At 33.9% G+C, this 26,651-nt stretch carries 25 protein-coding genes and 1 rRNA gene; 7 read left to right on the top strand and 19 right to left on the bottom strand.

Annotated elements, in window-relative coordinates:
- Positions 1-68: 68 nt before the first annotated feature.
- The 3 genes from AB3G33_RS06140 to AB3G33_RS06130 form a co-directional block, all read right to left on the bottom strand.
- A 16S ribosomal RNA gene (locus AB3G33_RS06140) occupies positions 69-1,582 on the bottom strand.
- 3 nt (positions 1,583-1,585) lie between these two features.
- Positions 1,586-1,750 carry a hypothetical protein gene (locus AB3G33_RS06135; RefSeq protein ID WP_367768211.1) on the bottom strand — a complete coding sequence of 55 codons (165 nt, stop codon included), beginning with the start codon at positions 1,748-1,750 and terminating at the stop codon, positions 1,586-1,588.
- Between the two features lie 509 nt (positions 1,751-2,259).
- Positions 2,260-3,495, bottom strand: a complete 1,236-nt coding sequence (locus AB3G33_RS06130; protein WP_367773412.1) for an ABC transporter permease — start codon at positions 3,493-3,495, stop codon at positions 2,260-2,262.
- 227 nt (positions 3,496-3,722) lie between these two features.
- Between AB3G33_RS06130 and AB3G33_RS06125 the strand changes: the two genes are divergently transcribed.
- The gene (locus AB3G33_RS06125) at positions 3,723-4,841 is read left to right on the top strand and encodes an exo-beta-N-acetylmuramidase NamZ domain-containing protein (protein WP_367774100.1); all 1,119 of its coding nucleotides are present in this window, start codon (positions 3,723-3,725) and stop codon (positions 4,839-4,841) included.
- A 21-nt stretch (positions 4,842-4,862) separates the two neighbouring features.
- Here the strand turns inward: AB3G33_RS06125 and AB3G33_RS06120 are convergent, their stop codons facing one another.
- Positions 4,863-5,357, bottom strand: coding sequence for a YkgJ family cysteine cluster protein (locus AB3G33_RS06120; RefSeq protein ID WP_367773410.1), 495 nt, complete (start codon positions 5,355-5,357; stop codon positions 4,863-4,865).
- Positions 5,358-5,430: 73 nt separating this feature from the next.
- Here AB3G33_RS06120 and AB3G33_RS06115 point away from each other — a divergent pair, with 73 nt between their 5' ends.
- A complete protein-coding gene (locus AB3G33_RS06115) occupies positions 5,431-6,135 on the top strand; it encodes a class I SAM-dependent methyltransferase (protein WP_367773408.1) in 705 nt (234 codons plus the stop codon).
- A gap of 26 nt (positions 6,136-6,161) precedes the next feature.
- Positions 6,162-6,707 (top strand): YfiT family bacillithiol transferase, encoded by a 546-nt coding sequence (locus AB3G33_RS06110; RefSeq protein ID WP_367773406.1) that lies wholly within the window; start codon positions 6,162-6,164, stop codon positions 6,705-6,707.
- Positions 6,708-6,765: 58 nt separating this feature from the next.
- Here the strand turns inward: AB3G33_RS06110 and AB3G33_RS06105 are convergent, their stop codons facing one another.
- From AB3G33_RS06105 to AB3G33_RS06070, 8 genes are all read right to left on the bottom strand, one after another.
- On the bottom strand, positions 6,766-7,173 hold the full coding sequence (locus tag AB3G33_RS06105; RefSeq protein ID WP_367757013.1) for a DUF2059 domain-containing protein: 408 nt from the start codon (positions 7,171-7,173) through the stop codon (positions 6,766-6,768).
- A 15-nt stretch (positions 7,174-7,188) separates the two neighbouring features.
- Positions 7,189-7,821 carry a 7-carboxy-7-deazaguanine synthase QueE gene (locus AB3G33_RS06100; protein WP_367773404.1) on the bottom strand — a complete coding sequence of 211 codons (633 nt, stop codon included), beginning with the start codon at positions 7,819-7,821 and terminating at the stop codon, positions 7,189-7,191.
- A gap of 169 nt (positions 7,822-7,990) precedes the next feature.
- Positions 7,991-9,658 carry a tetratricopeptide repeat protein gene (locus tag AB3G33_RS06095; RefSeq protein ID WP_367757009.1) on the bottom strand — a complete coding sequence of 556 codons (1,668 nt, stop codon included), beginning with the start codon at positions 9,656-9,658 and terminating at the stop codon, positions 7,991-7,993.
- 43 nt (positions 9,659-9,701) lie between these two features.
- Positions 9,702-10,616: a PstS family phosphate ABC transporter substrate-binding protein gene (locus AB3G33_RS06090; RefSeq protein WP_367773402.1), complete on the bottom strand. Its 915-nt coding sequence runs from the start codon at positions 10,614-10,616 to the stop codon at positions 9,702-9,704.
- A 231-nt stretch (positions 10,617-10,847) separates the two neighbouring features.
- Positions 10,848-11,645, bottom strand: a complete 798-nt coding sequence (locus tag AB3G33_RS06085; protein WP_367757005.1) for an energy transducer TonB — start codon at positions 11,643-11,645, stop codon at positions 10,848-10,850.
- Between the two features lie 40 nt (positions 11,646-11,685).
- Positions 11,686-12,258, bottom strand: a complete 573-nt coding sequence (locus AB3G33_RS06080; protein ID WP_367773400.1) for an ExbD/TolR family protein — start codon at positions 12,256-12,258, stop codon at positions 11,686-11,688.
- A gap of 19 nt (positions 12,259-12,277) precedes the next feature.
- A complete protein-coding gene (locus tag AB3G33_RS06075; protein WP_367757001.1) occupies positions 12,278-12,889 on the bottom strand; it encodes an ExbD/TolR family protein in 612 nt (203 codons plus the stop codon).
- A gap of 42 nt (positions 12,890-12,931) precedes the next feature.
- Positions 12,932-13,750 carry a MotA/TolQ/ExbB proton channel family protein gene (locus AB3G33_RS06070; protein WP_367756999.1) on the bottom strand — a complete coding sequence of 273 codons (819 nt, stop codon included), beginning with the start codon at positions 13,748-13,750 and terminating at the stop codon, positions 12,932-12,934.
- A 374-nt stretch (positions 13,751-14,124) separates the two neighbouring features.
- Between AB3G33_RS06070 and AB3G33_RS06065 the strand changes: the two genes are divergently transcribed.
- Together AB3G33_RS06065 and AB3G33_RS06060 are read left to right on the top strand one after the other, a co-directional pair.
- A complete protein-coding gene (locus tag AB3G33_RS06065; protein ID WP_367773398.1) occupies positions 14,125-15,657 on the top strand; it encodes a helicase HerA-like domain-containing protein in 1,533 nt (510 codons plus the stop codon).
- 92 nt (positions 15,658-15,749) lie between these two features.
- Positions 15,750-16,112 (top strand): cupin domain-containing protein, encoded by a 363-nt coding sequence (locus AB3G33_RS06060; RefSeq protein ID WP_367773396.1) that lies wholly within the window; start codon positions 15,750-15,752, stop codon positions 16,110-16,112.
- A 71-nt stretch (positions 16,113-16,183) separates the two neighbouring features.
- Here the strand turns inward: AB3G33_RS06060 and AB3G33_RS06055 are convergent, their stop codons facing one another.
- Positions 16,184-17,521: an FAD-dependent oxidoreductase gene (locus AB3G33_RS06055; RefSeq protein WP_367773394.1), complete on the bottom strand. Its 1,338-nt coding sequence runs from the start codon at positions 17,519-17,521 to the stop codon at positions 16,184-16,186.
- Positions 17,522-17,581: 60 nt separating this feature from the next.
- Entirely contained in the window at positions 17,582-19,972 is a 2,391-nt protein-coding gene (locus AB3G33_RS06050) for a penicillin acylase family protein (RefSeq protein ID WP_367773392.1), read from the bottom strand.
- A gap of 158 nt (positions 19,973-20,130) precedes the next feature.
- Between AB3G33_RS06050 and AB3G33_RS06045 the strand changes: the two genes are divergently transcribed.
- On the top strand, positions 20,131-20,769 hold the full coding sequence (locus tag AB3G33_RS06045; RefSeq protein WP_367773390.1) for a flavin reductase family protein: 639 nt from the start codon (positions 20,131-20,133) through the stop codon (positions 20,767-20,769).
- 72 nt (positions 20,770-20,841) lie between these two features.
- Here the strand turns inward: AB3G33_RS06045 and AB3G33_RS06040 are convergent, their stop codons facing one another.
- Together AB3G33_RS06040 and kynU are read right to left on the bottom strand one after the other, a co-directional pair.
- Entirely contained in the window at positions 20,842-21,258 is a 417-nt protein-coding gene (locus AB3G33_RS06040; RefSeq protein ID WP_367773388.1) for a YMGG-like glycine zipper-containing protein, read from the bottom strand.
- Positions 21,259-21,363: 105 nt separating this feature from the next.
- On the bottom strand, positions 21,364-22,638 hold the full coding sequence (gene kynU, locus AB3G33_RS06035) for a kynureninase (protein ID WP_367773385.1): 1,275 nt from the start codon (positions 22,636-22,638) through the stop codon (positions 21,364-21,366).
- A 167-nt stretch (positions 22,639-22,805) separates the two neighbouring features.
- On the opposite strand from kynU, the gene AB3G33_RS06030 reads away from it, so the two are divergent.
- Positions 22,806-23,540: an SIMPL domain-containing protein gene (locus AB3G33_RS06030; protein WP_367773383.1), complete on the top strand. Its 735-nt coding sequence runs from the start codon at positions 22,806-22,808 to the stop codon at positions 23,538-23,540.
- Positions 23,541-23,740: 200 nt separating this feature from the next.
- Here the strand turns inward: AB3G33_RS06030 and queA are convergent, their stop codons facing one another.
- The 3 genes from queA to AB3G33_RS06015 form a co-directional block, all read right to left on the bottom strand.
- A complete protein-coding gene (queA, locus tag AB3G33_RS06025) occupies positions 23,741-24,790 on the bottom strand; it encodes a tRNA preQ1(34) S-adenosylmethionine ribosyltransferase-isomerase QueA (protein ID WP_367756981.1) in 1,050 nt (349 codons plus the stop codon).
- Positions 24,791-24,995: 205 nt separating this feature from the next.
- On the bottom strand, positions 24,996-26,213 hold the full coding sequence (gene aroA, locus AB3G33_RS06020; protein ID WP_367773381.1) for a 3-phosphoshikimate 1-carboxyvinyltransferase: 1,218 nt from the start codon (positions 26,211-26,213) through the stop codon (positions 24,996-24,998).
- A 110-nt stretch (positions 26,214-26,323) separates the two neighbouring features.
- Positions 26,324-26,650: a nucleotide pyrophosphohydrolase gene (locus AB3G33_RS06015; protein WP_367756977.1), complete on the bottom strand. Its 327-nt coding sequence runs from the start codon at positions 26,648-26,650 to the stop codon at positions 26,324-26,326.
- Position 26,651 lies beyond the last annotated feature (1 nt).

The following is a 26,651-nucleotide window of genomic DNA, read 5'->3' as shown; positions in this document are numbered from 1 at the left end:
TGTTTCCACTTTCTCTTTTCGTCTCTTTCCCTACCGTGCTTATAAATAAGCTAACACTAAGGCTCTAGAAAGGAGGTGTTCCAGCCGCACCTTCCGGTACGGCTACCTTGTTACGACTTAGCCCTAGTTACCAGTTTTACCCTAGGCAGCTCCTTGCGGTCACCGACTTCAGGCACCCCCAGCTTCCATGGCTTGACGGGCGGTGTGTACAAGGCCCGGGAACGTATTCACCGGATCATGGCTGATATCCGATTACTAGCGATTCCAGCTTCACGGAGTCGAGTTGCAGACTCCGATCCGAACTGTGACCGGTTTTGTAGATTCGCTCCTGGTCGCCCAGTGGCTGCTCTCTGTACCGGCCATTGTAGCACGTGTGTAGCCCAAGGCGTAAGGGCCGTGATGATTTGACGTCATCCCCACCTTCCTCACAGTTTGCACTGGCAGTCTCGTTAGAGTTCCCGACATGACTCGCTGGCAACTAACAACAGGGGTTGCGCTCGTTATAGGACTTAACCTGACACCTCACGGCACGAGCTGACGACAACCATGCAGCACCTTGTAAATTGTCTTGCGAAAAGTCTGTTTCCAAACCGGTCAATCTACATTTAAGCCTTGGTAAGGTTCCTCGCGTATCATCGAATTAAACCACATGCTCCACCGCTTGTGCGGGCCCCCGTCAATTCCTTTGAGTTTCAAACTTGCGTTCGTACTCCCCAGGTGGGATACTTATCACTTTCGCTTAGCCACTGAGATTGCTCCCAACAGCTAGTATCCATCGTTTACGGCGTGGACTACCAGGGTATCTAATCCTGTTCGCTACCCACGCTTTCGTCCATCAGCGTCAATATATTAGTAGTAACCTGCCTTCGCAATTGGTATTCCATGTAATCTCTAAGCATTTCACCGCTACACTACATATTCTAGTTACTTCCTAATAATTCAAGTCTAGCAGTATCAATGGCCGTTCCACCGTTGAGCGATGGGCTTTCACCACTGACTTACTAAACCGCCTACGGACCCTTTAAACCCAATGATTCCGGATAACGCTTGGATCCTCCGTATTACCGCGGCTGCTGGCACGGAGTTAGCCGATCCTTATTCTTACGATACCGTCAAGCTCCTTCACGAAGGAGTGTTTCTTCTCGTATAAAAGCAGTTTACAATCCATAGGACCGTCATCCTGCACGCGGCATGGCTGGATCAGGCTTGCGCCCATTGTCCAATATTCCTCACTGCTGCCTCCCGTAGGAGTCTGGTCCGTGTCTCAGTACCAGTGTGGGGGATCTCCCTCTCAGGACCCCTACCCATCGTAGCCTTGGTATGCCGTTACCATACCAACTAGCTAATGGGACGCATGCTCATCTTTCACCGATAAATCTTTAATAATTAAATGATGCCATTCAATTATACTATGAGGTATTAATCCAAATTTCTCTGGGCTATCCCTTTGTGAAAGGTAGATTGCATACGCGTTACGCACCCGTGCGCCGGTCTCTAATTCCGAAGAACTATACCCCTCGACTTGCATGTGTTAAGCCTGCCGCTAGCGTTCATCCTGAGCCAGGATCAAACTCTTCATCGTATATTATGCGAGAACCATAAATGATTCTCTATTTATTTTTGACTGAAGGTCTAGTGGTTTTTTCAAATCTCTCGATTCTATTACTCTTATTCTTTTGTCTTTGAAATCTCTCTCAAAAACGGCTGTCAATTCAATATGTCTAGGAACGTGTCTTATCTTGTTTTCCACTCGTAGCAACACTTAACGTGTCGCTCGAAGCGGGTGCAAAAGTAGATATTACTTTTAAACCTCACAAGCTTTTTAGAAACTTTTTTAGAAAATAAATTTTCTAATTAATTTCATTTGCTTGCCAGTATTTTAAAGAACGTCTGCGTTGTTGCGGGTGCAAAACTACCACCTTTATACCGTTATTCAATACTTTTAATGTCTTTTTTTTAACCTTTTCGTAACTTTGTTTTTAAGTTGTTGAAAATGTGGTTTTTGAAATTTAATTATTTTTAAAAATTAGAGAAGATTTAAATAGAAATGGAATTACTGATCCATTTTCCATCATTATTAAATAGAACCTACCAATACTATATACTAATATATAAACAAAAAGCACTCTTTTAATCTAACATCCCTAGCCCTGATAGTAACGAAAATCCTTATCTGGCGGTGTTCGCCAGGTAAGATTGAAGTGAATAGCAGGAAAAAGCTCCTGAAATAATTACTCTATTTAATGACAAACCAATATTTTAATCGAAACGAATGGCTTTTACAGGAGAGATTTTGGTTATTATATAGGAAGGAATTAATAATACCAAGAAACAAACACTAATTGTGAGTAGGTTTAGTAATGCTATGTACCCAAAATTAAGGTAAACAGGAGCTTGGTCTACATAATAATTCTCTGGATTAAGTTTGATTATCCCAAAATACTTCTGAATCAATAAAATTGCGATTCCAATTAAGTTCCCCCAAAACAATCCACGTAGAATAAGATAAGAAGCATTATATAGGAATATTTTGCGAACCGACCAATTATTAGCCCCAAGTGCTTTTAAGATTCCGATCATTTGCGTGCGTTCAAGAATTAGAACCAAAAGTGCTACAACCATATTAATAGTTGCTACAATTATCATGACTACTAATATAACGATGATATTGAAATCAAATAATTGCAACCATTCAAATATATAGCTGTACTTTTCAATTATTGTTTTGGTGTCAAGAGTGGAGCCTGTTTGTTGATACACTTGATCTCCTACTGTTTTTATATTATCAAAGTCAGAAACAAAGACCTCAAATGCACCCACTTGATCCGCAGTCCACTTATTAATGCGTTGCATGTGGCGAATATCACCTATTATATAGGTCGCATCGAATTCCTGAAAACCAGAGTTAAAAATTCCTATAATTTTAAATCGACGAATATTGGGTAGTTTATTCTGACCTTCTTTCATGAAGAACGTATTAAAAGCATCCCCTACTTTTAAATGAAGTCTATTAGCCAGAAATTGAGAAATAACAACATCCTCATTCAGGTTCTTAGAAAAATCAGGCAGTTTACCCGCAACGAGGTACTCCTTTATGTTGTCCCATTTATAATCCGGACCTACCCCTTTGAATACAATTCCTTCAAAAGCGGTTTCTGTTCTAATAATTCCTGCTTTACTAGCGATAGCTTGAATATGACTCACTCCTGGAACTGAAGTGAAATTTGGATAAAAATCTTGCTTTTTAGAAATGGGGACTAAAGTAACCTCCGACTGATTGCTATCAAAATTTGAAATAATAATGTGACCATTGAAGGCTGATATCTTTTCTCGAATTTTTTGTTGTAATCCAATACCAGTCGCCACAGAAATAATCATCATAATCATACCAATTGCGATAGCCGAAATTGCAATTTTTATAATTGGGGCAGATATACTACTTTTATAATCTTTAGCAGTGATGAGTCTTTTGGCAATAAAATATTCTAAATTCAATTTGATGAGTTTCTGATTTGGATTCAAAAATACAGCTAAAACACGAATTACACTAATTGACACTAATTTATTCTACTTCAGTAAATATGCTTTTATTTCTAAAAAAAATATCGTTTACAATCATTCCGTTTATTCTTTTATGTGCGTGCTCTAGTGCCATAGATAAAAAGAAAACTTCAAATTGGGACTGGACTCAAGATACTATTGCAACTGCAGTATATCCAAAAATGAATATATTACAAAATAAAGCGGACAACCTATTAAGCATTAAAACGGGTGCAGATAATTTTGAACTCTATTTGCCTATGTTAAAAAACAAAAAAGTTGGCATCGTTACCAATCAATCAGGTATTTTATCTAATAAAATTCACTTAGTAGATTTTTTACTATCCAAGAATATCGATGTGCAAAATATTTTTGCTCCAGAACATGGATTTCGAGGTACCGCTGACGCCGGTCAACATATAGTGGATGGAAAAGATTCTAAAACTGGGCTTTCAATTATCTCCCTTTACGGTGATAATAAAAAACCAAAAACGGAACAGTTAGCCAGTATCGACATTATGGTTTTTGATTTGCAAGATGTAGGTGCTCGTTTTTACACTTACATCTCTTCTTTACACTATATTATGGAAGCATGTGCAGAAAATAATATTCCACTTCTTATTCTAGACAGACCCAACCCAAATGGCGGAATAGTTGACGGGCCTATTTTAGAGAAAGAATTCACCAGTTTTGTAGGAATGCACCCTGTTCCATTATTGCATGGAATGACCATTGGTGAATATGCCCAAATGATAAATGGTGAGAAATGGTTGAAAAATAGAGTTCAATGCAAATTGACTGTTATTCCTTGTTTAAATTACAATCACAATTTATCATATAGTTTACCTGTAAAACCTTCTCCAAATCTTCCGAATGATCAAGCGGTGAATTTATATGCAAGTTTATGTCTTTTTGAAGGGACAAATGTAAGCGTAGGAAGAGGAACTGTGCAACAATTCCAAATTTATGGATCCCCATTTCTACCAAAATCTAATTTTAGTTTTATTCCAAAACCAAATATCGGAGCCCAAAATCCGATTTACAATGGTATAATATGTTATGGTGAAGATTTATCGGCTATTGCCAAAGTAAACCAACTAGAATTAAAATGGATAATTAAGGCTTATAAAAACACAGACGATAAATCAAAATTCTTTAATTCCTTTTTCACCAAATTAGCTGGAACAAAAAAACTGCAGGCACAAATAGAAAATAATATTCCTGAAGTAGAAATAAGAGCAAGCTGGAAAGAAGGATTACTAAACTTTAAAGAAATGAGAGAAAAATATTTGATTTACTAATTAGACTTCAAAAAGCAAAACTTATAAAGGCAATTTCTTCTTCATTTCTTCCACAATATTAAATGCCGCAGGACAAATCGTTACATTCTTTAATGTTAAATCCGTTATCTGCTGGAACTTCTTCCTATCTGTATGCGGAAATTCTCTGCAAGCTTTAGGACGTACATCATAGATAAAACAAGTATTATCCGTATCTAAAAAAGTACAAGGAACACTTTGCAATACATAATCCTGATCTTCATCAATACGCAAATATTGCTCAATAAACTGTTGTGGTTTTTGTTTTAGATATTTTGACACACGCTCAATATCTGCCGAAGTAAAAAGAGGGCCTGTAGTTTTGCAACAATTAGCACATTTTAAACAATCCGTTTTCTTGAACTCTGCATCATGAATGTCTTGCATTACATAATCTAAGTTTTTAGGCGTTTTCTTTTTAAGCTTATCGAAATACTTTTTGTTTTCAATATGCTTATCTTTGGCTTCTTTAGGAAGATTGTTTAAAATATGTTTCAAGTTTAAATTTTAAAGTTGGGAACACAAAAGTAACAAACTTGCAACCTGAAACCTGAAATTTTAAACAAAAAAGATGAAAGACCTTTTTGGCAAAGCCATCCTTGATTATCAAACAAATAATTCACCTGAGGATTTAATAACAGAAACAACTATATCCGAAGAAGATGAGATGAGTGTAGCTTACTTATTCCGTTCCTATAATGAAATGCCAAAAATGGAACAACACGCACTACAACTTGCCAACGGTAAAATTCTTGACGTGGGTTGTGGAGCAGGAAGTCACAGTTTATACCTACAAAACGAACGTGGCTTAGAAGTAACTGCAATTGACATTTCACCAAATGCTATTAAAGCTTGTTCATTGCGTGGTATAAAAGACGCGCGCATGCAGGATGTTATGACCTTAGAAAATGAAAAGTTTGACACTATTTTACTACTAATGAATGGAGCTGGAATGTGTGGCAAACTTACTAATATTCCAAAATTCCTATTACAACTCAAAGCCCTTTTGAATCCTGGGGGTCAAATTCTATTAGACAGTTCGGATATCATTTACATGTTCGATGACGACGAAGATGGAGGAAAATGGATTCCATCGAATAATAACTACTATGGAGAAGTTATTTTTAACATTGCTTATAAAGGTGAAAAGGAAAAACCATTTAACTGGATGTATATTGATTATAATACATTACAAAATGCCGCTTTCGCCAATAATTTAAAGTCCGAATTAATCCTTGAAGGAGAGCATTATGATTATCTAGCAAAACTTACTTAATAAATTAATTTTATAACGAAAAACTGATGGAAGAAATAGAATTAGAAAAATTAAAGTATCCTATTGGAAAATTTGTCACCCCTGAATCATATTCAAGTGAATACATATCAAATAAAATAGCCGAAATAGCAACATTCCCAGAAAGACTAAAAAGAGAAGTAGAACATTTAACAGAAGAACAACTTGATACTCCTTATCGCAAAGAGGGTTGGACTATAAGACAAGTGATTCATCATTGTGCCGAAAGTCATATGAATTGTTATATACGAATAAAATGGACACTGACAGAAGATACCCCTACAATAAAATATTACCATGAAGATTTATGGTCAGCACTTGATGACAGTTTAACAATGCCTATTGAACCTACCTTATCACTATTAGAAGGATTGCATTTTAGACTGGCTTTTATCATGAAGAATTTATCTAATATAGATTTAGAAAAATCATTTATTCACCCAGAACATGGCGCTAGTTTTCAATTACGAGAAATAATAGGCACTTATGCTTGGCACGGGGATCACCACTTAGCACATATCACTGAATTAAAGAAAAGAAATAATTGGGACTAATAAAAAAGCCAAACAATGAAAATCATTGTTTGGCTTTTTAACTTTATAAAACGACTAACTATTGTTTCATATATTTCATCATAATTCCTTGTAAACTTCCTCCCCATTCTTTTGAGGCACCCATCATTTTCTTTGTAAAATCCCCCATGTTTCCGTTTATCTTTTTCCCAATAGGGCTTTCATAAAATGCAATCATTTCTTTGATGTCTTTTTCACTATACATTTCAATATAGATATTAGCCAAAGAATCATATAAACTTGGTAATGTCGCATCAAATTCTTTTAAAAACTCACCTTGTTTGTCAGTAGGTATCATTTTTAGAATTTGTTCTTTAGCCACTTTCATGGAAGCATCACTACCACTCAAGTTTATTAATTTCATTACATCTGCTTTCGAAGCAGCTTGTTGGGCAAAACCCAATTGGAAAATAGAAAATAGAGCTAAAGCAAATAGTACTTTTTTCATAATAATTAGTTTATATTAAGGAATATTTAAATATTTATGTGTTTGTAATGAAACTCTCCATTTTGGATTGTTCATCACATAGTCAACAATAAGGGGAGTCATTTCTTCTTTTTTACTCCATTCAGGCTGAAGAAATAAAATTGCGTTACCATTTACCAACTCCGCTTGTTCTTCTGCAAAAATGAAATCATGTTTATTATATATGATAACTTTCAATTCATGCGCGTTATCATAAACGGTTTGAGTTGGCAACTTATTCTTTTTCGGTGAAAGACAAATCCAGTCCCAAGTTCCTGTCAAAGGATATGCACCCGAAGTTTCAATATGAACTTTTCGATTATTCTCTTTTAACTTTTCCGTTAGTAAACTCATATCCCACATTAAAGGCTCTCCACCAGTTACAACAACAGTTTCTGCATATTTACTAGCATTTTCAACTATCCTATCGACAGCAGTTGGAGGATGCAATTCAGCATTCCAACTCTCTTTCACGTCACACCAGTGACATCCCACATCACAACCACCTATTCTTACAAAGTACGCCGCGGTACCCGTATGAAAACCTTCTCCTTGAATGGTATAAAACTCCTCCATTAACGGAAGCATTGCCCCTTTATTTACTTCTAATTGTATTTCTTTTGATAACATTTTTGTAATTTAAAGTGCAAAGATAACTAATTTGAAAAGGAGTTAATTTATAATATGAAAATGGTTTTGTAAAATAGTATAATTACTAAAAACTAAAGAGCTCGTTACACAAAATAAAAAACCCGATAGCGTTAACTATCGGGTTTAAAATATTATTATTTAAAATTAATTATTTCAGTAATTTCAAAGATTGAGTAGCGTATGCATTTTCAGGATCAATAGCTAAAGTTTTTCCGAAAAACTCTTTAGCTTTAACTTTATCAAAGTTAGCATATCCTGCTGCCATTGAGTTATAACATTCAATTAATTTAGATTTCACTGATGGTTTTGCCAATTCAGTTTCCCCTTTTTTAGTTACAATATCAATATACTGTTGGTAATACATAATCATTGCTTCATCATTCTCTAATAAACTATTTGTTCTTGCACGAGAAAGATAAACATCTTGAGTATCAGGTGATGCAGTAATAACATTTCCAAAAGCAATATCAGCCTTTTTCAATGCGATAGTATCTTTAACAATTCCTGGTTTAGTATTGTCAAAATAAATTGCATTTCCTAAATAGTAATTGTCATATAAATAACCATTTGATGCAGGGTTTGAAGTTGCAATTTCTAAAACTGCAGCAGCTTCTTTATACAATTTTTGCTCGTAAAGACCTTTACCTACTTCTCCAAGTTCACTAGTTACAGCATTATCCATCTCAACACCTTTTTTTACACTTGCTATACCTTTTTCAAAAAGAGCTTGATCAACAGTAACACCATCAGCACTGATTGCTTTCTTAATATTAGCCAACCCTAAGTATAAATAATCAAGTGAAATCACTCTGTTAGTAGCACTAGCAGTAAATTCTCCCAATGATTTAATAGCCAAATCATAGTTTCCGTTTTGATAAGCAGAATATCCTAAATAACGATAGATTCTAGGATTTACTTTATCCAATTCTTTCATTTTATTAGCTTCAACTTCTAAAGCTTTATAATCTTTAGTCAGAATCAAGAAATCAGCATGACGCATACGAGAAGCTAATGAATAGTCAGTAAGGTCCATGTATTTTTCATAATACCCTAGGGCTTCTTTAAAATATTGTTCTTGTCTTCCAGGAACATTAAGTCCCCAATAATAATATGTTTCAGCTAATTCTCTGTAAACTGGACCATAATTAGGATTAGTACCTACAACAGCTTGATAAGCAGCTACTGCTTCAGTATAAGCCTTAGCCCCTTTTAATAAAACACCAAGTTGCATTTTTGCTCTAATTAAACTATTGTCAGCTTGAAAAGCATTACGGTACGCTGAATAAGCTGCATTTTGATTTTTATCTCCATAATATGCATCTCCAAAAGCTAAAAGAACTTGTGGTTCTTGACCACTCTTTTCTTTCGCTAATTCTAAAGTAGCAAGTGCCGCTTTATAATCTGGTTTTTCCGAATTCATGTATGCTCTTGCAACATAAACATATTCTGCAAAATCTTTTTTCCTTTTTTCGTTAATAGCAGCAGCAAATTTAGTTTTTGCAGCAACTACATTACCATTATCAAGATCAATCTGACCAAGACCAATATTATTTAAATGAGCATGATCTTTAGCCGCTAATCCGTTTTGATATGTAATCTTAGCAGAGTCAGCAACGTTTTGATAAAGATAAACATTCCCTAAAAGAAAGAAAGCTTCACCTTCAGAAGGATCCGATTTAATTATAGATTTTAAAGTTGTTTTCGCGTTTTGGTATTTTTCGGCATCAATTTCTTTCTTTGCTTGATCAATATCTTGAGCATGACTTACCGTAACTGAAGCCAGAAAGGCAACACTTAAAATTTTAAATTTGTTCATTTTAACTTTATTTGATTTATTCATATACATTTTCATTTTTCCTTTATTTTGATTTAGTTGTAATTATAATTTTTCTTCCAGGAGTACGAATTGGTAATAACCCAGACTTTAAAATTATACGTTGCCCAATATCTCCCGCCATAAATGAAGCAAAGCCCATTCCTAATCCAGAGTATCCCTGACAATTTATTATATACAAATCACGTGCCAAAGGATAAGTCCCTTCCGCCAAATTATTTTGAGTTGGCGAAACATATGTCTTCTCATTGAGCCCTTTTACACTTAAAACATTAAGTTTTTGTAAATACTCAGTAACAGTTGATGAAGGTCGGTACAACCAGTTTAAACCAACTACACCTAACATTCCTTCATTTTCAGAAACGTACTTCAAGACTTCTTCATTCGTTTTAAAAGAATAAATTCCCTTTGAAGGATTTGTAGTTAAACCTGCAACATCTTTCAAATAATGAAGGGTACTAGAGTTCAGATTATCAAAAACCAACCCTTTGATCTTCTGTTGAGATTTACCTTGCATAAAAGAAACTACATCTTGCAACGCAATTAAAGTGTCATTATTGCTTTTATTTGAAACAAATGCAATTGCATCTGTACCAATAATAGTTGTTTTAGGTTTAATTTTTACAGATTCAAAATATTTCTCTTCTTCTTTATTTAATGTTCGAGATAACACTACAATTCTTGTACTATCTTTTAAAAAAGATTTTATAACCTCATTTTCAGATTTCGCAATCAAGGTAATTTTAGCATTATATTCACTTTGAAATACTTCAATTTGTTCTTCAATGATCGGTTTTAAAGTCTCATCGACAAGAATAGAAGTAGAACCTTTTAGAATAGTTTCTTTATTCTTGTTAGAATTTTCAGATTGTTTACAACCTAAAAAAACCAATACAAACAAACAAACAAAAATACTTGAAAGTTTAGCTGTCTTTTTCATTTTAATCTTTATTATCATTAATTATTCGCACAAACCTTATAAAGGCATATACTATTAAAAGAGCTCCAAATGCAATTCTATAATTCATTGGCATCACAATTGGAAAATTCTTCATAAATATAATAAATAATCCTAAGATGAAATAAAGAAGAAAAAACAAAATCCCTATAACGAGAAGAAATCGCTCATTTAGCGATTTCTTCTGAATATTTCTATATATTTTATCCAACATTAATCCGCTGTTTGAATAGTAATCGGCAAAGAGTATAATACTCTAACCGGTTTTCCATTTTGAACACCTGGATTCCATCTCGGACATTTTTGTAAAACTCTGATAGCTTCTTTTCCTGTTCCGTAACCTATATCTCTTAATACTTTGATATCAGTTAATGAACCATCTTTTTCTACTACAAAAGTAACATACACTTTTCCTTTAAGACCTTCTTCTTCAGGTGCACGATAATTTTTACCAACGTAAGTGTAAAATTTATCCATACCCCCCGGAAATTCCGGTTTAACCTCAATACCTGCAGTGTTGTAAATTTGGTTATCTTCTTCAACAATCTTAGTTGGTCCAGGACCTACTGGAGCTACAGTTAAAACTGCATCTGGATCGCCTTTTACTGTTTCAGCACCAATTTTTTTATCTTTAATTTCAGCAATTTTAGGTGGCTCTTCTGTCACTTCTTCTGCTTTTGCAACAACTGGTTTCACAAACTTCACTTGATCCACTTTCGGTGGTGGTGGTGGAGGTGGTGGAACATTCAATTTAGGCTCTTCTTTTTTCTTAGGTGGTAACTTTATAGTAGTGATTTTTACATCTCTATCCATTTCTGAGTCATCACCTTTAGGGATTAAGTCTATGATAAGAGGAGCAGCTACAGCTAAACTAAAAAATATCGCACCAAGGATAAGTGCTCTAGTAGTAGTTTTTGTATTTGACTTTCTTAATTCATAAGCACCGTAAGTTTTATTACGTCCTTCGAATACGATATCAACCCATTGGTTTTTTAATATATCTAATTTCATCTTTCTTAATTATTAGGTTATTAAGAAAACAAGATTGCTCTTATTTTCCTTCTAACAATTTTGTTTCTTCAGGCGTAAAATCATTAACAATAGCATACGAACCATTATCACCTACTTTAACAATTGCCATTTCATCAAGTATATCAACAACATTTTTATATGTTGATTTTTTACTTGGTTTGATAATTACAATAATACCATCTTTAGGTTTCCCCTTAGCAGCAGAATATTCTAATACCATTCTGTTTCTAGCAATTAGTTCCTTACGGATACCATCTTTACCATAAGAAAAATCTTTAGGAGCTCCACCTTCAACAGGTGTAGCTAATAAACCCACATATCTTATAAGTTTATTATCTGCTCCTAACAAAAGAGTCATCGTACGATTTTCATCCACTTTGATATCTTTATTTTTAGTAGGATCTTCATCTTTATCTGGCAACCCCAAACTCATCGATTGAGGTTTAGACAACGTAGTGGTAAGCATAAAGAATGTGATTAATAAGAAAGCCAAATCCACCATAGCAGTTAAATCTACTTTTGAGTTTTGTTTTTTACTTCTTACTTTGCCACCTTTTCCGCCTCCACCGCCGTCGGTATTTAATTCAGCCATTTTAGTGTCTTTTTTTTAATTAAAAATCTTCTGTTCTCAAACCAGTAACTAAACTAAAGCTATTGATTTTTTGATCTTGACAAATATCCATTACTTTTCTAATAGCTGGATACTCTTCTTTTGCATCGCCTTTTATAGCAATTTGCAACTCTTTGTCATTCACCTCTATATTTGCTATACGTGCATTGTAAATCCAATCTTTCAATTGATTATCAAGAGAATCCATAGGCACACCAGGCTGACCCGCTTTACTTCTATCTGCTGACTTCATTTCAATGATTTGCTTCAAGTTAGTAATTGGCACACCAAAACCTTCCATTAAAGAAAACATTTTTTTATCTTCATCAGTAAAAGTAACATTGTATTTTTCACCCATTAATTCCAAAGTTCTAACACGAACTTCTCTTCCTTTTAGGTCAAAAAACACTTTTCCTTTACCAACAGTCAACGTAGCCAAATCAGTTTCAGGTATTTTAGTCTGAACAGTAGATGAAGGTGTATCAACTGGTAACGCTTCAGGAATTTTAGCAGTAGCTGTCAAAATAAAGAACGTAAGCAAAAGGAACGCAACATCACACATGGCAGTCATATCAGTCGATGTTGACTTTTTTTTCATTTTTATTTTAGCCATTCTTTTTATTTTTTATTCTGATATCAATTATATCAAAAATTATTATTGTTTCAAACTTCCTCTGAATCTTCTGTAAGTATTTACAATTGTAGTACCTGCCTCATCAATAGAATAAGTTAAATCATCAATTTTTGCAGTAAAGAAGTTGTAAGCAACAATAGCTAAGATAGAAGTAGAGATACCTGTTGCAGTATTAATAAGTGCTTCAGAGATTCCTGTTGCAAGAGCAGCTTGATCCGGAGTACCAGCAGAAGCTAATGCACCAAACGCTTTAATCATCCCCGATACAGTTCCTAATAATCCACCAAGTGTTCCTAAAGAAACTAAAGATGAAATAATAGTCATATTTTTCTCTAACATTGGCATTTCAAGTGAAGTAACCTCTTCGATTTCTTTATGGATAGTTTCAGAAGCTTCTTCGCTGTTGAATCCTTCTTTTTTAACATCTTGGTATTTTACCAAAGCAGATTTAATTGCATTTGCAACAGAACCTTGTTGTTTGTCACAAGAAGCAATAGCGTCATCAATATGACCTTCTTTGATACTTCCTTGTACTTTTTTCATAAAAGCATCTAAGTTACCTTTTCCAGCAGCTTTAGAAATCACGAAAAATCTTTCAATTGAAAATACGATAACCATTAATAACATTCCTAACAATACTGGTACTATAAATCCTCCTTTGTAAACTTGACCTAAAGTATTTATTGGGTGACCAGTTTCTGGGTTTCCACCTTCAAAATTTGTTGGAGATCCCATGATAAATTTCCAGATCAAAACACCAACAAAAACACATAATACAATAATGATACCCGAAACCATTCCTCCTCCGTTTGAACTGCTTTCTTTTTTAACGTTTGCCATTTTTTTTAATTTTAATAGTTTTAAATAATTTATTTTTAGTTATAATAAACTTGTAGTCCCGCAAATTTATATGTTTAGTTCAAATAAAAAAACTTTTTTTAATTTTATTCGAATTAATTTTAAACAAAATTAACTTAGCCCATTTTTTTCTTTGCCTTTTTATCAATATGATTCCACGAAATCGGTATTTTAAAAAAAAATACATATTATTTTATGACAAAAACAAAGAAAAACCCAACAAAATATTGAAATCGATTAAAAATGCTTTTTTTAATTATTAGCAACAAAAAAGTAATAATATTACAGTAAACACTTAAATTATTAAATTTCAAATAATAATAATATATTGCAGATAATTAATTTCAGATAACATTATGAATAATACAGATAACTTTACAAAATATATAAACGAAGGGTATACCTCTAAAGGTGAAAGCATTATTCTTGGTGGCGCTATACTTGACGGACAAGCTTTAGCTAATACTTATGTAAAAATACCACTAAAAACTCTGAATAGACATGGCTTAATCGCTGGAGCTACAGGAACAGGAAAAACTAAAACTATTCAAGTTTTATCCGAACAGCTTTCTTCTTTTGGTGTTCCAATCTTAATGATGGACATTAAAGGAGACTTTAGCGGAATTGCTAAAGAGGGTGAAGAAAAATCATTTATCACAGAGCGTCATGCTAAAATAGGAATTCCTTACCAGATATCCAAATTCCCAGTTGAGCTGCTTACGCTATCAGAACAAAATGGGGTGCGACTAAGAGCAACCGTTTCCGAATTTGGACCTGTATTATTTTCAAGAATACTAGATTTAAATGACACGCAGTCAGGAGTTGTATCCGTTATTTTTAAATACTGTGATGATAACAAAATGCCTTTATTAGACCTTAAAGACATTAAAAAGGTAATTAACTATATAACTGAAGAAGGAAAAGAAGAAATTACAAAAAGCTACGGAAAGATTTCAACCTCCACTACTGGAATCATTCTTAGAAAAATAATTGAACTTGAACAGCAAGGCGCAGAACTATTTTTTGGTGAAAAATCATTTGAAATTGATGATCTTATGCGAATTGACGAAAACGGAAAAGGATATGTCAACATCCTTCGGTTAACAGATATTCAAGACAAACCTAAATTATTCTCTACTTTCATGTTGAGTTTACTTGCTGAAATATACCAACAGATGCCAGAAAAAGGAGATTCTGACAGACCAGAGTTGGTTATTTTCATTGATGAAGCTCATTTAATTTTTAATGAAGCCAGTAAGGCCTTGTTAGAACAAATAGAAACTATTGTAAAATTGATTCGTTCAAAAGGTATTGGAATTTATTTCATAACTCAAAATCCAATGGATGTTCCAAGTGGTATATTAGCACAACTAGGTCTAAAAATACAACATGCTTTAAGAGCTTTTACAGCAAAAGACAGGCAATCCATAAAACAAACTGCTGATAACTACCCTAGTTCCGATTACTACAACACAAGTGAAGTTTTAACTAGTTTGGGAATTGGAGAAGCACTTGTAACTGCATTGAACGAAAAAGGAATCCCTACTCCACTAGTAGCAACAATGCTTAGAGCCCCAATGAGTAGAATGGACGTCCTTACTGAAAGTGAAATTCAGGAAATCAACAGCAAATCAAAACTAGTTAAAAAATATAGTGAGCTTATTGATCGCGAAAGTGCTTACGAAATACTTAACGACAAAATTTTAGCAGCAGAAAAAATAGCTGTAGAACAAGAGAAAGAAAAAGAAGAACAAAAAACGGTAGAAACAAAAACTAAATCTGGACCTAGCACTACTGAAGTAGTAGGTAAGTCGGTTTTAAAAGTCCTAACTAGCGCCACTTTCATTAGAGGTTTTTTTGGCGTTCTTTCGAAAATTATGAAGAAATAAAACTGGATTTGATCATAAAATAAAATTTTACAATTAATCAATAACCCTTTCTCATTTTAAAAATTGGAAAGGGTTGTTTTATAAAACACAAGATGAAAAAATATTTCATTCAAAACGCTCCATTTGTAGTCCCAACAACTGACGGAAAATTAATTGAAGAACATCACGGCCTAGCTTCCACGAGCAATCAAGAGCTATCCATTGCTCATATGATTGCCCCTCCTAAATGGAGCGAACCATTTCAAACTCCTGAATTTGACGAATACACCTATATAATAAGAGGAAAAAAACAATTTATTATTGACAACGAAACTGTAATCCTAGCAGTTGGTCAATCTATTCACATAGAAAAAAACACCCGTGTCCAGTATTCCAATCCATTTGAGGAAGAATGTGAGTACATTGCCATTTGCAAACCTGCATTTGACTTTACTAAAGTACATCGAGAAGAATAAAAAAAATTCCTGCTTATATTTATAAAAATAAGCAGGAATTTTAATTTACAGTCTATTCTGTTTTAGAAACTTTACTTAAGTAATTCTAATATCTTGTCTTCAATTAGTTTACTATCCCAGATTTTTTCAATATTCTCGGTTTTCAACACTTTTTGCATAATTTCATTTTGTAAATCCCCAATAGCTAATGCCTCCGTGTATGGACGGTCACTAAAAGTTACTCTACTATATAAAGGAATCCATTTGTCAGGGTGTTTATCTGAAAACAACTTTTCTATTTTCTTTTGTAAAAGAAAATTATCATCAGCCGTTTTAGAACTCATTTCCATGAAATTGCGGTAAGAAAGCTCAGCGATAGCGTCTGCATTCGGTTTACGAGAATCTTGGTATTCAGAAAAAATAGTCTCCCAATCGTCTCCATATTTTTGAATCATTTCATACAATACTGAAATATCTTCAAAACCCGCATTCATGCCTTGCCCATAAAAAGGAACAATTGCATGGCAAGCGTCTCCTATCAAAGCCACTTTATCTTGATACGTCCAAGGAAAACATTTCATAGTTACCAACGTACTTGTTGGATTCTTGAAAAAATCTTCAGCCAACTTTGGAATTACTTCAATTGAATCTGGGAAGTTTTTCTCAAAAAAGAATTCCACATCTTTTTGTTCTTTTAAAGAATCAAAAGAGTTTTCTCCCTCAAAAGGCATAAACAAAGTACACGTAAAGCTCCCGTCAAGATTAGGCAAAGCAATTAACATATACTCCCCACGAGGCCAAATATGAAATGAATTCTTATCTAATTTATGAGTCCCATCGGGATTTGCAGGAATATTTAATTCTTTATACCCCATATTTAAAAACTCTTGTGAGTAATTAAACATACTTTGACGTTGCATGCGATGACGAATTCTTGAAAAAGCACCATCGGCACCAAAAACCATATCGTATTTTTTTTCTTCCCAAATTCCTCTTTCCGTTTCTCCAATATGTAACGTAGCTTCTTTCAAAGTTACATCCCAAATTTTTTGATCAAAGAAAAACACTGCGCCAGCCTCTTCAGCAAGATCAATCATCTTTCTATTCAAAATTCCTCTAGAAATAGAATAAATAGCTTCTCCCTCTTGTCCGTAATTTTGAAAATTAAGTTTATCAACTAAATGAATAGCACGCTTATCCATTGGGATTGCAATCTCTCGTACTGCTTGACCGACACCAACTCCATCTAAGGCTTTCCAACCTCGATTAGACATCGCTAAATTTATAGAACGTCCAGAAAATTGTATTTGTCTAATATCAGGACTTCTATCATAAATATGAACAATATGACCTGCTTTGCGTAAGTAGATAGCTAATAAAGATCCGACTAAGCCAGACCCGACTACTGCTATTCTTTTTGGAGTTTGCATTATTTTTTATAAAAAGTTAGGCAAAATTACTGATTTATTATTTTAAGGAGTTTAAAAAACTCAGTTTTTACTTGGCATAAAAATTAATTTTGTTGAAGTTTTAACAATTTCCTCTTTATTTAATTTCATTTTCCTGAATTTTCCTTGATTATACATCTCGGCTTGGTCACTATAATGAGAGCTTAATGGATTTCCAGACTGACCTGTAGGTAAAATACTCCAACTATTTTCTATATCCGAAAAATCGACAATTCTTCTTGTTGACGGACCTCCCTTAATTGTATATTTTTCTTCATTTGAATAATCAAACATTTGATTGTTGATCACCTCGTTTGAACCTGAAACTTCAAATGGACCTACATTAAATATTTTTCTTAAAGCGGCTATTTTACCCAAAGGATGCTCATATTCTACAACATGTACTTTATTCCAGGTCCAATCAGCAACTGAATTCCCTAGCTGTTTCTCTAAAGTAGCAACAGCTTCTTTAAAAGAATTTGATATGATTTCTTCCCTACTTTCCATTTTGTTTTTAGTCGAAATGTTATCCCACCATGGTGAAGTAGCATTGAGAAGCTGCTTCGCAATCATTTGTTTCATTATGTGTGTCGACAAAAACTGCTTAAAACCAGTAGCTCCAAGTTCGTCTTCAAAAGTATTTTTTAGATACAAATAAATCCATTTATTGTAAATTGTAGGTGCAACATCATTCAAATTACTCGTTCCTTTCCAAGTTTTCAAAACTGTAACCGCAGCTTGCTCATTATTAGAAAGGGATTTTAGGTCAAGATTTGCTATTAGGTTACTCACAACTTCAGGAGCAACTGAAGAAGTATTATCAGTTATCATTTTACTCACTGCTTCTTTGTCCCAATCGGATTTAGGATCCAATAAATGGGTTATTCTTTTGGCTCGATCTTCAGGGAGATAATATCCTGGATACAAAAAACCATCTATAGCTTCTGGTTGATTATTGGCCGAATAAACGTAATTCCAGTCTGGATTTTCTGCTGATGGATTTTTGGAGAAATCTAAATAATCTGTTATATCGTCTTTACCTGAAGCACCATCTAAAATAAAATGAGTGTCGACTCCCTGATTGTGCTTGTATAATTTCCCCGTTGCCCACCAAGCTACATTCCCTTTTGCATCACCATACATTACATTTAATCCTGGGGCAGCAATTAGCGATACCCCTTTTTGAAAGTCGGCTTTACTTTTAGCATGAGAAAGCATGTATACGGCATCGAGAATATGAATAGGCTGTTGTGTATAAATCCACGACATTGCCACTGGCTTTTTAACATCTAGACCATCAATTAAATCATTCATGACAGGACCATGTCTAGTCACTTTTACATTCAAAACAACATCTGCGCTGTCTTTAACTTTTATTGTTTTTTTTCTAGTTTTATAATCCGAAAACCCTTCTGGTGTTTTATATTTATTTCCATCGGTAGGATTATTTTCTTCTTGATACAAATCGATATCATCATTTTCAAACATAGTTAAGCCATATGTATAATCTCTATTATGTCCCAATAAGGGATATGGGGTTCCAGCAAGATAACATCCATACAATTCAAATTCTGGCGTTACAATATGCGCTTCATACCAAGTTCCTGGCTGTGAGAATCCAATATGCGGATCATTTGCAAAAATAACTTTGCCACTTTTGGTCTTCTTTCCGCCAATAACCCAACTGTTACTTCCTATAAAAGGAGGAATAGGAGATTGATCTAACAATGCTGTAATAGATTTAGAAATAGCGGTATATTCCTCTGGCTTTTCTTTTGCATTTTTAATTTTTACGGTGTTAAACGAATCGTCTAGACCAAAATCTTTCAAATAATTCATTCCATATTTATTCTTGATATCAGTCATCAAAGGATCCGTTTTTTGAGCCATCGCAAAACTAAAAGACATATAGCCAAAAATATTATAAACGTCTTTTATTGTAAACTTTTCCTTTTTAACTCCCACCAACTGAAACTCAATTGGGGTCTTTCCTTCTTCAAGATATTGATTGATTCCATCAAGGTAGGCCATAGTCAATTGATAACTTGGGCTATTTTTATCTAAATTAGCAATCGCCTTTTCCGAAGCTTCTTCTATACCGAGCCCTGCAAAAAATTTATCATTCTTTAAGGCTACTTTTCCGAAAATCTCAGACAAGCGTCCAGGAGCTATGCGTCGCATTAATTCCATTTGCCATAATCTATCTTGAGCATGCACATAACCTAGGGCAACCATCGCATCCTTAGAATTTGAAGCATAAATATGAGGTACGCCAAAGTCATCAAAATAGACGGTCGTTTCTTTCTGAATATTTTTTAATTCTATTTTTCCATCATATTTTGGCCTTAGATAGATTCCATAGGCAAGTATCGCAGTGGAAAGAATAACTACTAATGACACAACAAAGAGCAACGTTTTTTTGACTATTTTCATATTTACAGAAATTATACTGACAAATATAAACGATTTCGCTATTAAACGAGATGAAATTTTATCTCAATAAAGAGGAAGCAAACACAAAAACATAATTAATTTGTTTAATTTATTATAGAAAACAATAAACAAAAAGTATCTTTGTGTAAAAACTTAAAATGAAACAATTATCAATATTAGATCTATCCAAAATGGGACGAGTAGAACGATTGAATTTAATTAATTCGTGTACTGGATATAAATCGGCTAATTTAATTGCAACAAAATCTATCTATGGAAAATCAAATATTGCTATTTTTAGTAGTGTTACTCATCTAGGCAGTGACCCTGCCTTGATTGGATTCATCGTTCGACCTACAACAGTTCCAAGAGATACTTATAAAAACATTAAAGAGACTGGCTATTTTACTGTAAATCACGTGACCGAATCGATGATTGCTGATGCGCATCATACATCTGCCAATTATGACACTGGAGTTTCAGAATTTGAAAAGACTAATTTGGAAGAAGAATACAAGGATAATATAAAAGTACCCTTTGCAAAAGGAAGTCCCATTCAATTGTATTGCAAATATGTAAATGAATATTATATTAAAGAAAATGACACTATACATGTCATTGCATCCATTGAGGATTTATTTTTTGAAGAAAACTTGAGACATGATGATGGATGGTTACAAATCGACAAAGGAAATGTTGTAGCGCTAAATGGCTTAGATGGATATTGCTTACCCAAATTAATTGACCGATTCCAATATGCTAGAAAAGACACACCTACTCAATCATTTTTAAAATAGATTTAAAAAAACAGCACAAAAAAGTGGTTTAGATCATATGACCTAAACCACTTTTTTTATAAACAACTTTATTTATTTTTTACTTCCATCTATAATTGCTCCAGTACCTGCACCTACACCAGCACCAGCAATACCACCAATTATAGCTCCCTGAACTTTTTTCTTACTAATAATAGCTCCAGTTGCAGCACCTACACCCGCTCCAATAACAGCGCCTTTGGCAGTACTACTCCACCCTTTCTTCTGAGTGGTAGTCGTGGTAGTGGAAGTTGTAGAACTAGATGTTGCTGGCTGATTTACGACAACAACTTCTTTTTGAGATTCTACTTTAGCCATTTCAACTTGCATCGAATCAATCACTTTTTGTTTCTCTATTGCTACTTTCATTGAATCGATTGTTTCTTCCTTAGTTGCTTGAGCATCCATTTTTACTTGATTTTTACAAGAAAATAGCACAACTGATAATACTAGTATGTATAAAGCTTTCATGATTTTTAATTTTATTTATTAATACATTACAAAGAAACGGTTTAACCACCTATAATAACTTATATAATTCCGAGCAAAATTTATAAAATTATCAGAACTCTAAATCTATCTTAGAATTCCAGCTTTCAAAATTTGCCCAAAATTGTACATGTCCTCAAAGGAACAATACAAAGGAACCGGCGCTAGACGAATTACATTGGGCTCTCTCCAATCCGTAATTACCCCATTTTTCATTAGATAATCAAACAATGTGCGTCCTTCACCATGAAGAAGAACTGACAATTGACATCCTCTTTCAGATACGTTTATTGGAGTAATAATTTCGAAAGTACTATCTACTTCTTTATCTATTTCATGTAGAATAAATTCCAAATAAGAAGTTATTCTATCTCTTTTCTCAATTAAAGCGTCCATCCCTATTTCATCAAACATTTCGACAGAAGCTAAATAAGGAGCCAAAGAAAGGACTGGTAAATTACTTATTTGCCAACCATCTGCACCATGAACGGGGTCAAAAACAGGTTCCATTTTAAAACGTCTTTCCTTATTATGTCCCCACCAACCTGCAAATCTTGGTAAATCTGGATTGTTATGGTGCTTTTCATGCACAAAACAACCCGATGCATTTCCTGGGCCTGAATTCATATATTTATAACTGCACCAAGCAGCAAAGTCCACATTCCAATCATGTAATTCCAGTTTAATATTCCCAGCTGCATGAGCCAAATCCCAACCTACAGTTGCACCTACTTTGTGACCTGCAGCCGTTATTGTTTTCATGTCAAAAACTTGCCCCGTATAATAATTTACTCCTCCTATTAAAACCAAAGCCAGCTCCTCTCCTACTTCATCAATTTTGGCTAATACATCTTCAATGCGAATATTGTGTTCTCCTTCTCGACGTTTAATTTCGACTATAGCTTCCTCTGGTTTATACCCGTGAAAATGAACTTGAGATTGAAACATATATTGATCTGAAGGAAAAGCTTTTTCTTCACAAATGATTTTATATCTGGTTTTTGTAGGACGGTAAAAAGAAACCATCAATAAATGAAGATTTACGGTCAACGTATTCATAACCGTTACTTCAGATGGCAAAGCTCCCACAATTTTGCTTAATGGTTCAGCAAAACGTTCTTGATAATCCCACCACGGTTTCTCGGCATAAAAATGCCCTTCGACAGCTAGATTTGCCCAATCATCCATAACTTCATCAACATAGGCCTTAGCACTTTTGGGTTGTAGTCCTAAAGAGTTCCCAGTGAAATAAATTACATTTTTTCCGTTTACTTTTGGAAAAATAAACTCTTCTCTGTATTTATTTAAGGCATCTTGCGCATCTAATTTTCGTGCAAATTCTTTAGTATTTTCGAAAGTCATGGTATGTATCTTATTTGTGTCGTAAAATTAGGTTTTATTTATTCTGCTACAAAATGGACCCTCTTAATATATTCCTATAACTAATTACCAAAACACAAAAGCTTCTATAAATATTTATAAACCAGTTCAATATTTAACTATATTTGATAGCGCCTAAAAATAAAAATATGCTTAAAAATAATTTGAACGTCCTTATTCTATCCATTGCAATGGTGATTTCTGCCTATTTATTTTCGAATGCTTTTCAGAATCGAAATAAAAATAATGATATTATTAGTGTTACAGGACTAGGTAAAAAAGATTTTGTGTCTGATTTAATTGTTTGGAATGGTTCTTTTTCTAAAAAAAGCAGTACGTTGAAAGACGCTTACGCCAGTCTTGATAATGATAGAGAAAAAATAAAAACATATCTTACAAGAAAGGGCATCCAAACTACTGAAATGGTGTTTTCGGCAGTGAATTTCAACAAAGATTTTGAAACTACTTATAATGAAAATGGCACGACCAGACAACAGATTTTTACTGGTTTTACTTTAACTCAAAGTGTAAATATCCAATCTAAGGATGTGAATAAAATTGAAGAAATATCAAGACAATCTACTGAGTTAATTAATTCCGGAGTTGAATTTTACTCTAGTGCTCCCGAATATTATTATACAAAACTTGCAGAATTAAAAATCAAGATGATTGCTGAAGCAACGAAAGACGCTAGTACAAGAGCAAAGAGCATTGCCGAAAATGCAGATGCCAGTCTTGGAAATTTAAAAAAATCAGATATGGGTGTTTTTCAAATTATTGGCCAAAATTCATCAGAAGATTTTTCTTATGGCGGCTCCTTTAATACGAGTTCCAAAAACAAAACCGCGACCATTACTGTAAAACTAGTGTATCAAGTAGACTAATTCATTCTAAATGCATTGTTGCGTGAGGGATTGCTTCGCCAGTTCGCTATCGCTCGTGTGAAGTGAAAATCCTTATTTATTATGGAGCGATAGCGAAATACTAAATAAGATTGTAGCGAATAGCCCGACCCTTGGGGCACGCCCAAAAAAAAAATCTCGCCATTGCTGACGAGATTTAGTGAATTAACCTTTATTTCTTATTAGATGATCAACATGGCATCACCGTAAGAATAGAATTTATATTTTTCTTTGATTGCTTCTTCATATGCTTTTTTCATTAAATCGTGTCCGCAAAATGCAGAAACCATCATTAATAAAGTAGATTTTGGTGTATGGAAATTAGTAATCATACACGTTGCTAAACTAAAATCATGAGGAGGAAAAACGAATTTATTTGTCCAACCATCAAAAGGATTTAGCGTTCCATGTGAAGAAACTGAGCTTTCAACTGCACGCATAGAAGTAGTACCTACAGTACAAATACGTTTTTTCTTAGCTTTAGCATCATTTACAATATCACACGCTTCTTGAGTAATTTTTAATTCCTCAGAATCCATTTTATGTTTAGATAAATCTTCTACCTCAACTGGATTAAAAGTTCCTAAACCTACGTGAAGTGTCACCTCAGCAAATTTAATTCCTTTAATTTCTAATTTTTTCAATAAATGCTTAGAGAAGTGCAATCCTGCAGTAGGTGCTGCAACAGCTCCTTCTTCTTTAGCGTATATAGTTTGGTAACGTTCCGCATCTTCAGGAGTTACGTCTCTAGAAATATATTTTGGGATTGGAGTTTCTCCAAGTTCCGTTAATTTTTTTCTGAATTCTTCGTAAGAACCATCGTAAAGAAAACGCAATGTTCTACCACGAGAAGTAGTATTGTCAATTACCTCAGCAACTAATGAGTCATCATCACCAAAATATAATTTATTTCCGATTCTGATTTTACGAGCTGGATCTACTAAAACATCCCATAAACGTTGTTCTGCATTTAGTTCTCTTAATAAGAAAACTTCAATTCTAGCACCCGTTTTTTCTTTATTTCCGTACAAACGTGCTGGAAAAACTTTAGTATTATTCAAAATCAAAACATCACCATCATCAAAATAATCGATAACGTCTTTAAACATTTTATGTTCGATTGTTTGTTTTTTACGATCAATAACCATTAGACGAGCCTCGTCTCTATTCTCTGCGGGAAATTCTGCAAGAAGTTCTTTTGGTAAATCAAATTGAAAATGTGATAATTTCATCTTTATTTTTTTGTTTAAGTTGAACCCTAGGACCGAGCATAGGGTGACAAAAAGTTAATTGAAAATCAAATAACTAAGCGGATGCAAATATACGACTGTGAGATAGGCGTTGTCAAGTGTTTTGCTGTTTATTTTAAGCAAACCACATTACAGTTTAAAACCATAAAGGGTTAGATGCCATAAACATTGATAAATATTGAAAAACTTAGGAAATAATAAAATCTAGTTTTTTCATATCTTCCCAGAAATCAGGGTAGGATTTAGAAACTACTTCGGCATTTTCAATTATTATTGGCACTTTTAATGCTAATGGTGCAAATGCCATTGCCATTCTATGGTCATTATAAGTGGCGATTTTAATATTATGATAGATATTTGTAGATGCGATTAATGTCAAACTATCATTCGTCACCGAAATAGTAGCACCTAGTTTTGTCAACTCAATGCGTAACGCTTCCAGTCTATCTGTTTCTTTAATTTTCAAGGTATGCAGTCCTGTTAAATGACAACCAATTCCTAGTCCTAGACAAGTAACCACGATAGTTTGTGCAATATCGGGTGTGTTGTTTAACTCTAAGTTTAAAGTCTCCGGTTTAAAGTTGGTGTCTTTTGTCAATGTTAACGTATTATTTTCGAATCGAGAAATAACACCCATTTGTTTATAGATTTCAACCAAAGCGGAATCTCCTTGTAAACTATTTTCCTTGTAACTACTCAATGATATTGAAGCCTTATCGGCCAAGGCCACCAAACTGAAAAAGTACGAAGCTGAACTCCAATCGGATTCTACTGTCATTACTTTTGGCTCTACTGTTGCTTTTGGAAAAACTTTAATTACATTTCCTTCAAAACTTGTTTTTACGTCTAAATCATTTAGCAAAGCCAAAGTCATTTTGATATAAGGTACTGATGTGATCTCACCAACTAAATTTATTTCGATTCCGTTTTCTAATTTTGGTGCAACCAACATTAAAGCCGAAATGTATTGGCTACTTACGTTAGCTGGAATATTTACTTTTGAAGCGGTAATTTTTTGTCCTTTGATTCGAATAGGTGGATATCCTACTTCTTTTTCGTAAGTGATTTTTGCTCCTAATTGTTCCAATGCTTCCACCAACACTTTTATAGGACGCTCTGTCATACGTTGTGAACCAGTCAACACCACTTCACGTCCTTCGTTTACTGCAAAGAAAGCAGTAAGAAAACGCATTGCTGTTCCTGCATGATGAATGTCTACAATTTCTTCCTTTCCTTTCAATGCTTTCTCCATCACCTCACTATCGTCAGAGTTGGATGTATTTGCTAATGTTATATTAGGAAAAAGTGCTTTCAATAACAAAAGTCTATTGGTTTCACTTTTTGATCCGGTAACAGCAATTTGCGCTTGTAAATTAGAGTGGGTAGTTTGTAACAGTAAATTCATGGTTTTAATTATGAGTTATGAATTATGAGTTGTGGCTGTAGCTTTGAACTCAAAAACTTTCGGGCGCAATTTACTACTCCTCAATTATAATTCATAATTTATAAATCACATTATTTAAGTTTATCGTTGTTTTTATGACGATCCTTATCACGAACCGATTTCAAATCCATTTTCTTATCGAAAGCCGCTTGTAAATCAATTCCTGTTTGGTTTGCCAAACATAAAACTACAAAAACGACATCAGCTAATTCTTCCCCTAAGTCTTTGTTTTTATCGCTTTCTTTTTCTGATTGTTCTCCGTAACGACGGGCAATAATACGAGCTACTTCTCCAACCTCTTCGGTTAATTGTGCCATATTAGTCAGTTCATTAAAATAACGAACTCCATGTTCTTTGATCCAGTTGTCTACGTCTAATTGCGAATTTTTCAAGTCCATT

Source organism: Flavobacterium sp. WC2421, assembly GCF_040822115.1.
Taxonomy (GTDB): Bacteria; Bacteroidota; Bacteroidia; order Flavobacteriales; family Flavobacteriaceae; genus Flavobacterium.
This window is presented reverse-complemented; position numbering and strand designations above follow the sequence as displayed.

Excerpts from the sequence above, each read along its gene's own strand:
- AB3G33_RS06125 (WP_367774100.1), top strand. The coding sequence starts at position 3,723 with ATGAATATATTACAAAATAAAGCGGACAACCTATTAAGCATTAAAACG.
- AB3G33_RS06115 (WP_367773408.1), top strand. The coding sequence starts at position 5,431 with ATGAAAGACCTTTTTGGCAAAGCCATCCTTGATTATCAAACAAATAAT.
- AB3G33_RS06110 (WP_367773406.1), top strand. The coding sequence starts at position 6,162 with ATGGAAGAAATAGAATTAGAAAAATTAAAGTATCCTATTGGAAAATTT.
- AB3G33_RS06105 (WP_367757013.1), bottom strand. The coding sequence starts at position 7,173 with ATGAAAAAAGTACTATTTGCTTTAGCTCTATTTTCTATTTTCCAATTG.
- AB3G33_RS06100 (WP_367773404.1), bottom strand. The coding sequence starts at position 7,821 with ATGTTATCAAAAGAAATACAATTAGAAGTAAATAAAGGGGCAATGCTT.
- AB3G33_RS06095 (WP_367757009.1), bottom strand. The coding sequence starts at position 9,658 with ATGAACAAATTTAAAATTTTAAGTGTTGCCTTTCTGGCTTCAGTTACG.
- AB3G33_RS06090 (WP_367773402.1), bottom strand. The coding sequence starts at position 10,616 with ATGAAAAAGACAGCTAAACTTTCAAGTATTTTTGTTTGTTTGTTTGTA.
- AB3G33_RS06085 (WP_367757005.1), bottom strand. The coding sequence starts at position 11,645 with ATGAAATTAGATATATTAAAAAACCAATGGGTTGATATCGTATTCGAA.
- AB3G33_RS06080 (WP_367773400.1), bottom strand. The coding sequence starts at position 12,258 with ATGGCTGAATTAAATACCGACGGCGGTGGAGGCGGAAAAGGTGGCAAA.
- AB3G33_RS06075 (WP_367757001.1), bottom strand. The coding sequence starts at position 12,889 with ATGGCTAAAATAAAAATGAAAAAAAAGTCAACATCGACTGATATGACT.
- AB3G33_RS06070 (WP_367756999.1), bottom strand. The coding sequence starts at position 13,750 with ATGGCAAACGTTAAAAAAGAAAGCAGTTCAAACGGAGGAGGAATGGTT.
- AB3G33_RS06065 (WP_367773398.1), top strand. The coding sequence starts at position 14,125 with ATGAATAATACAGATAACTTTACAAAATATATAAACGAAGGGTATACC.
- AB3G33_RS06060 (WP_367773396.1), top strand. The coding sequence starts at position 15,750 with ATGAAAAAATATTTCATTCAAAACGCTCCATTTGTAGTCCCAACAACT.
- AB3G33_RS06055 (WP_367773394.1), bottom strand. The coding sequence starts at position 17,521 with ATGCAAACTCCAAAAAGAATAGCAGTAGTCGGGTCTGGCTTAGTCGGA.
- AB3G33_RS06050 (WP_367773392.1), bottom strand. The coding sequence starts at position 19,972 with ATGAAAATAGTCAAAAAAACGTTGCTCTTTGTTGTGTCATTAGTAGTT.
- AB3G33_RS06045 (WP_367773390.1), top strand. The coding sequence starts at position 20,131 with ATGAAACAATTATCAATATTAGATCTATCCAAAATGGGACGAGTAGAA.
- AB3G33_RS06040 (WP_367773388.1), bottom strand. The coding sequence starts at position 21,258 with ATGAAAGCTTTATACATACTAGTATTATCAGTTGTGCTATTTTCTTGT.
- kynU (WP_367773385.1), bottom strand. The coding sequence starts at position 22,638 with ATGACTTTCGAAAATACTAAAGAATTTGCACGAAAATTAGATGCGCAA.
- AB3G33_RS06030 (WP_367773383.1), top strand. The coding sequence starts at position 22,806 with ATGCTTAAAAATAATTTGAACGTCCTTATTCTATCCATTGCAATGGTG.
- queA (WP_367756981.1), bottom strand. The coding sequence starts at position 24,790 with ATGAAATTATCACATTTTCAATTTGATTTACCAAAAGAACTTCTTGCA.
- aroA (WP_367773381.1), bottom strand. The coding sequence starts at position 26,213 with ATGAATTTACTGTTACAAACTACCCACTCTAATTTACAAGCGCAAATT.
- AB3G33_RS06015 (WP_367756977.1), bottom strand. The coding sequence starts at position 26,650 with ATGGACTTGAAAAATTCGCAATTAGACGTAGACAACTGGATCAAAGAA.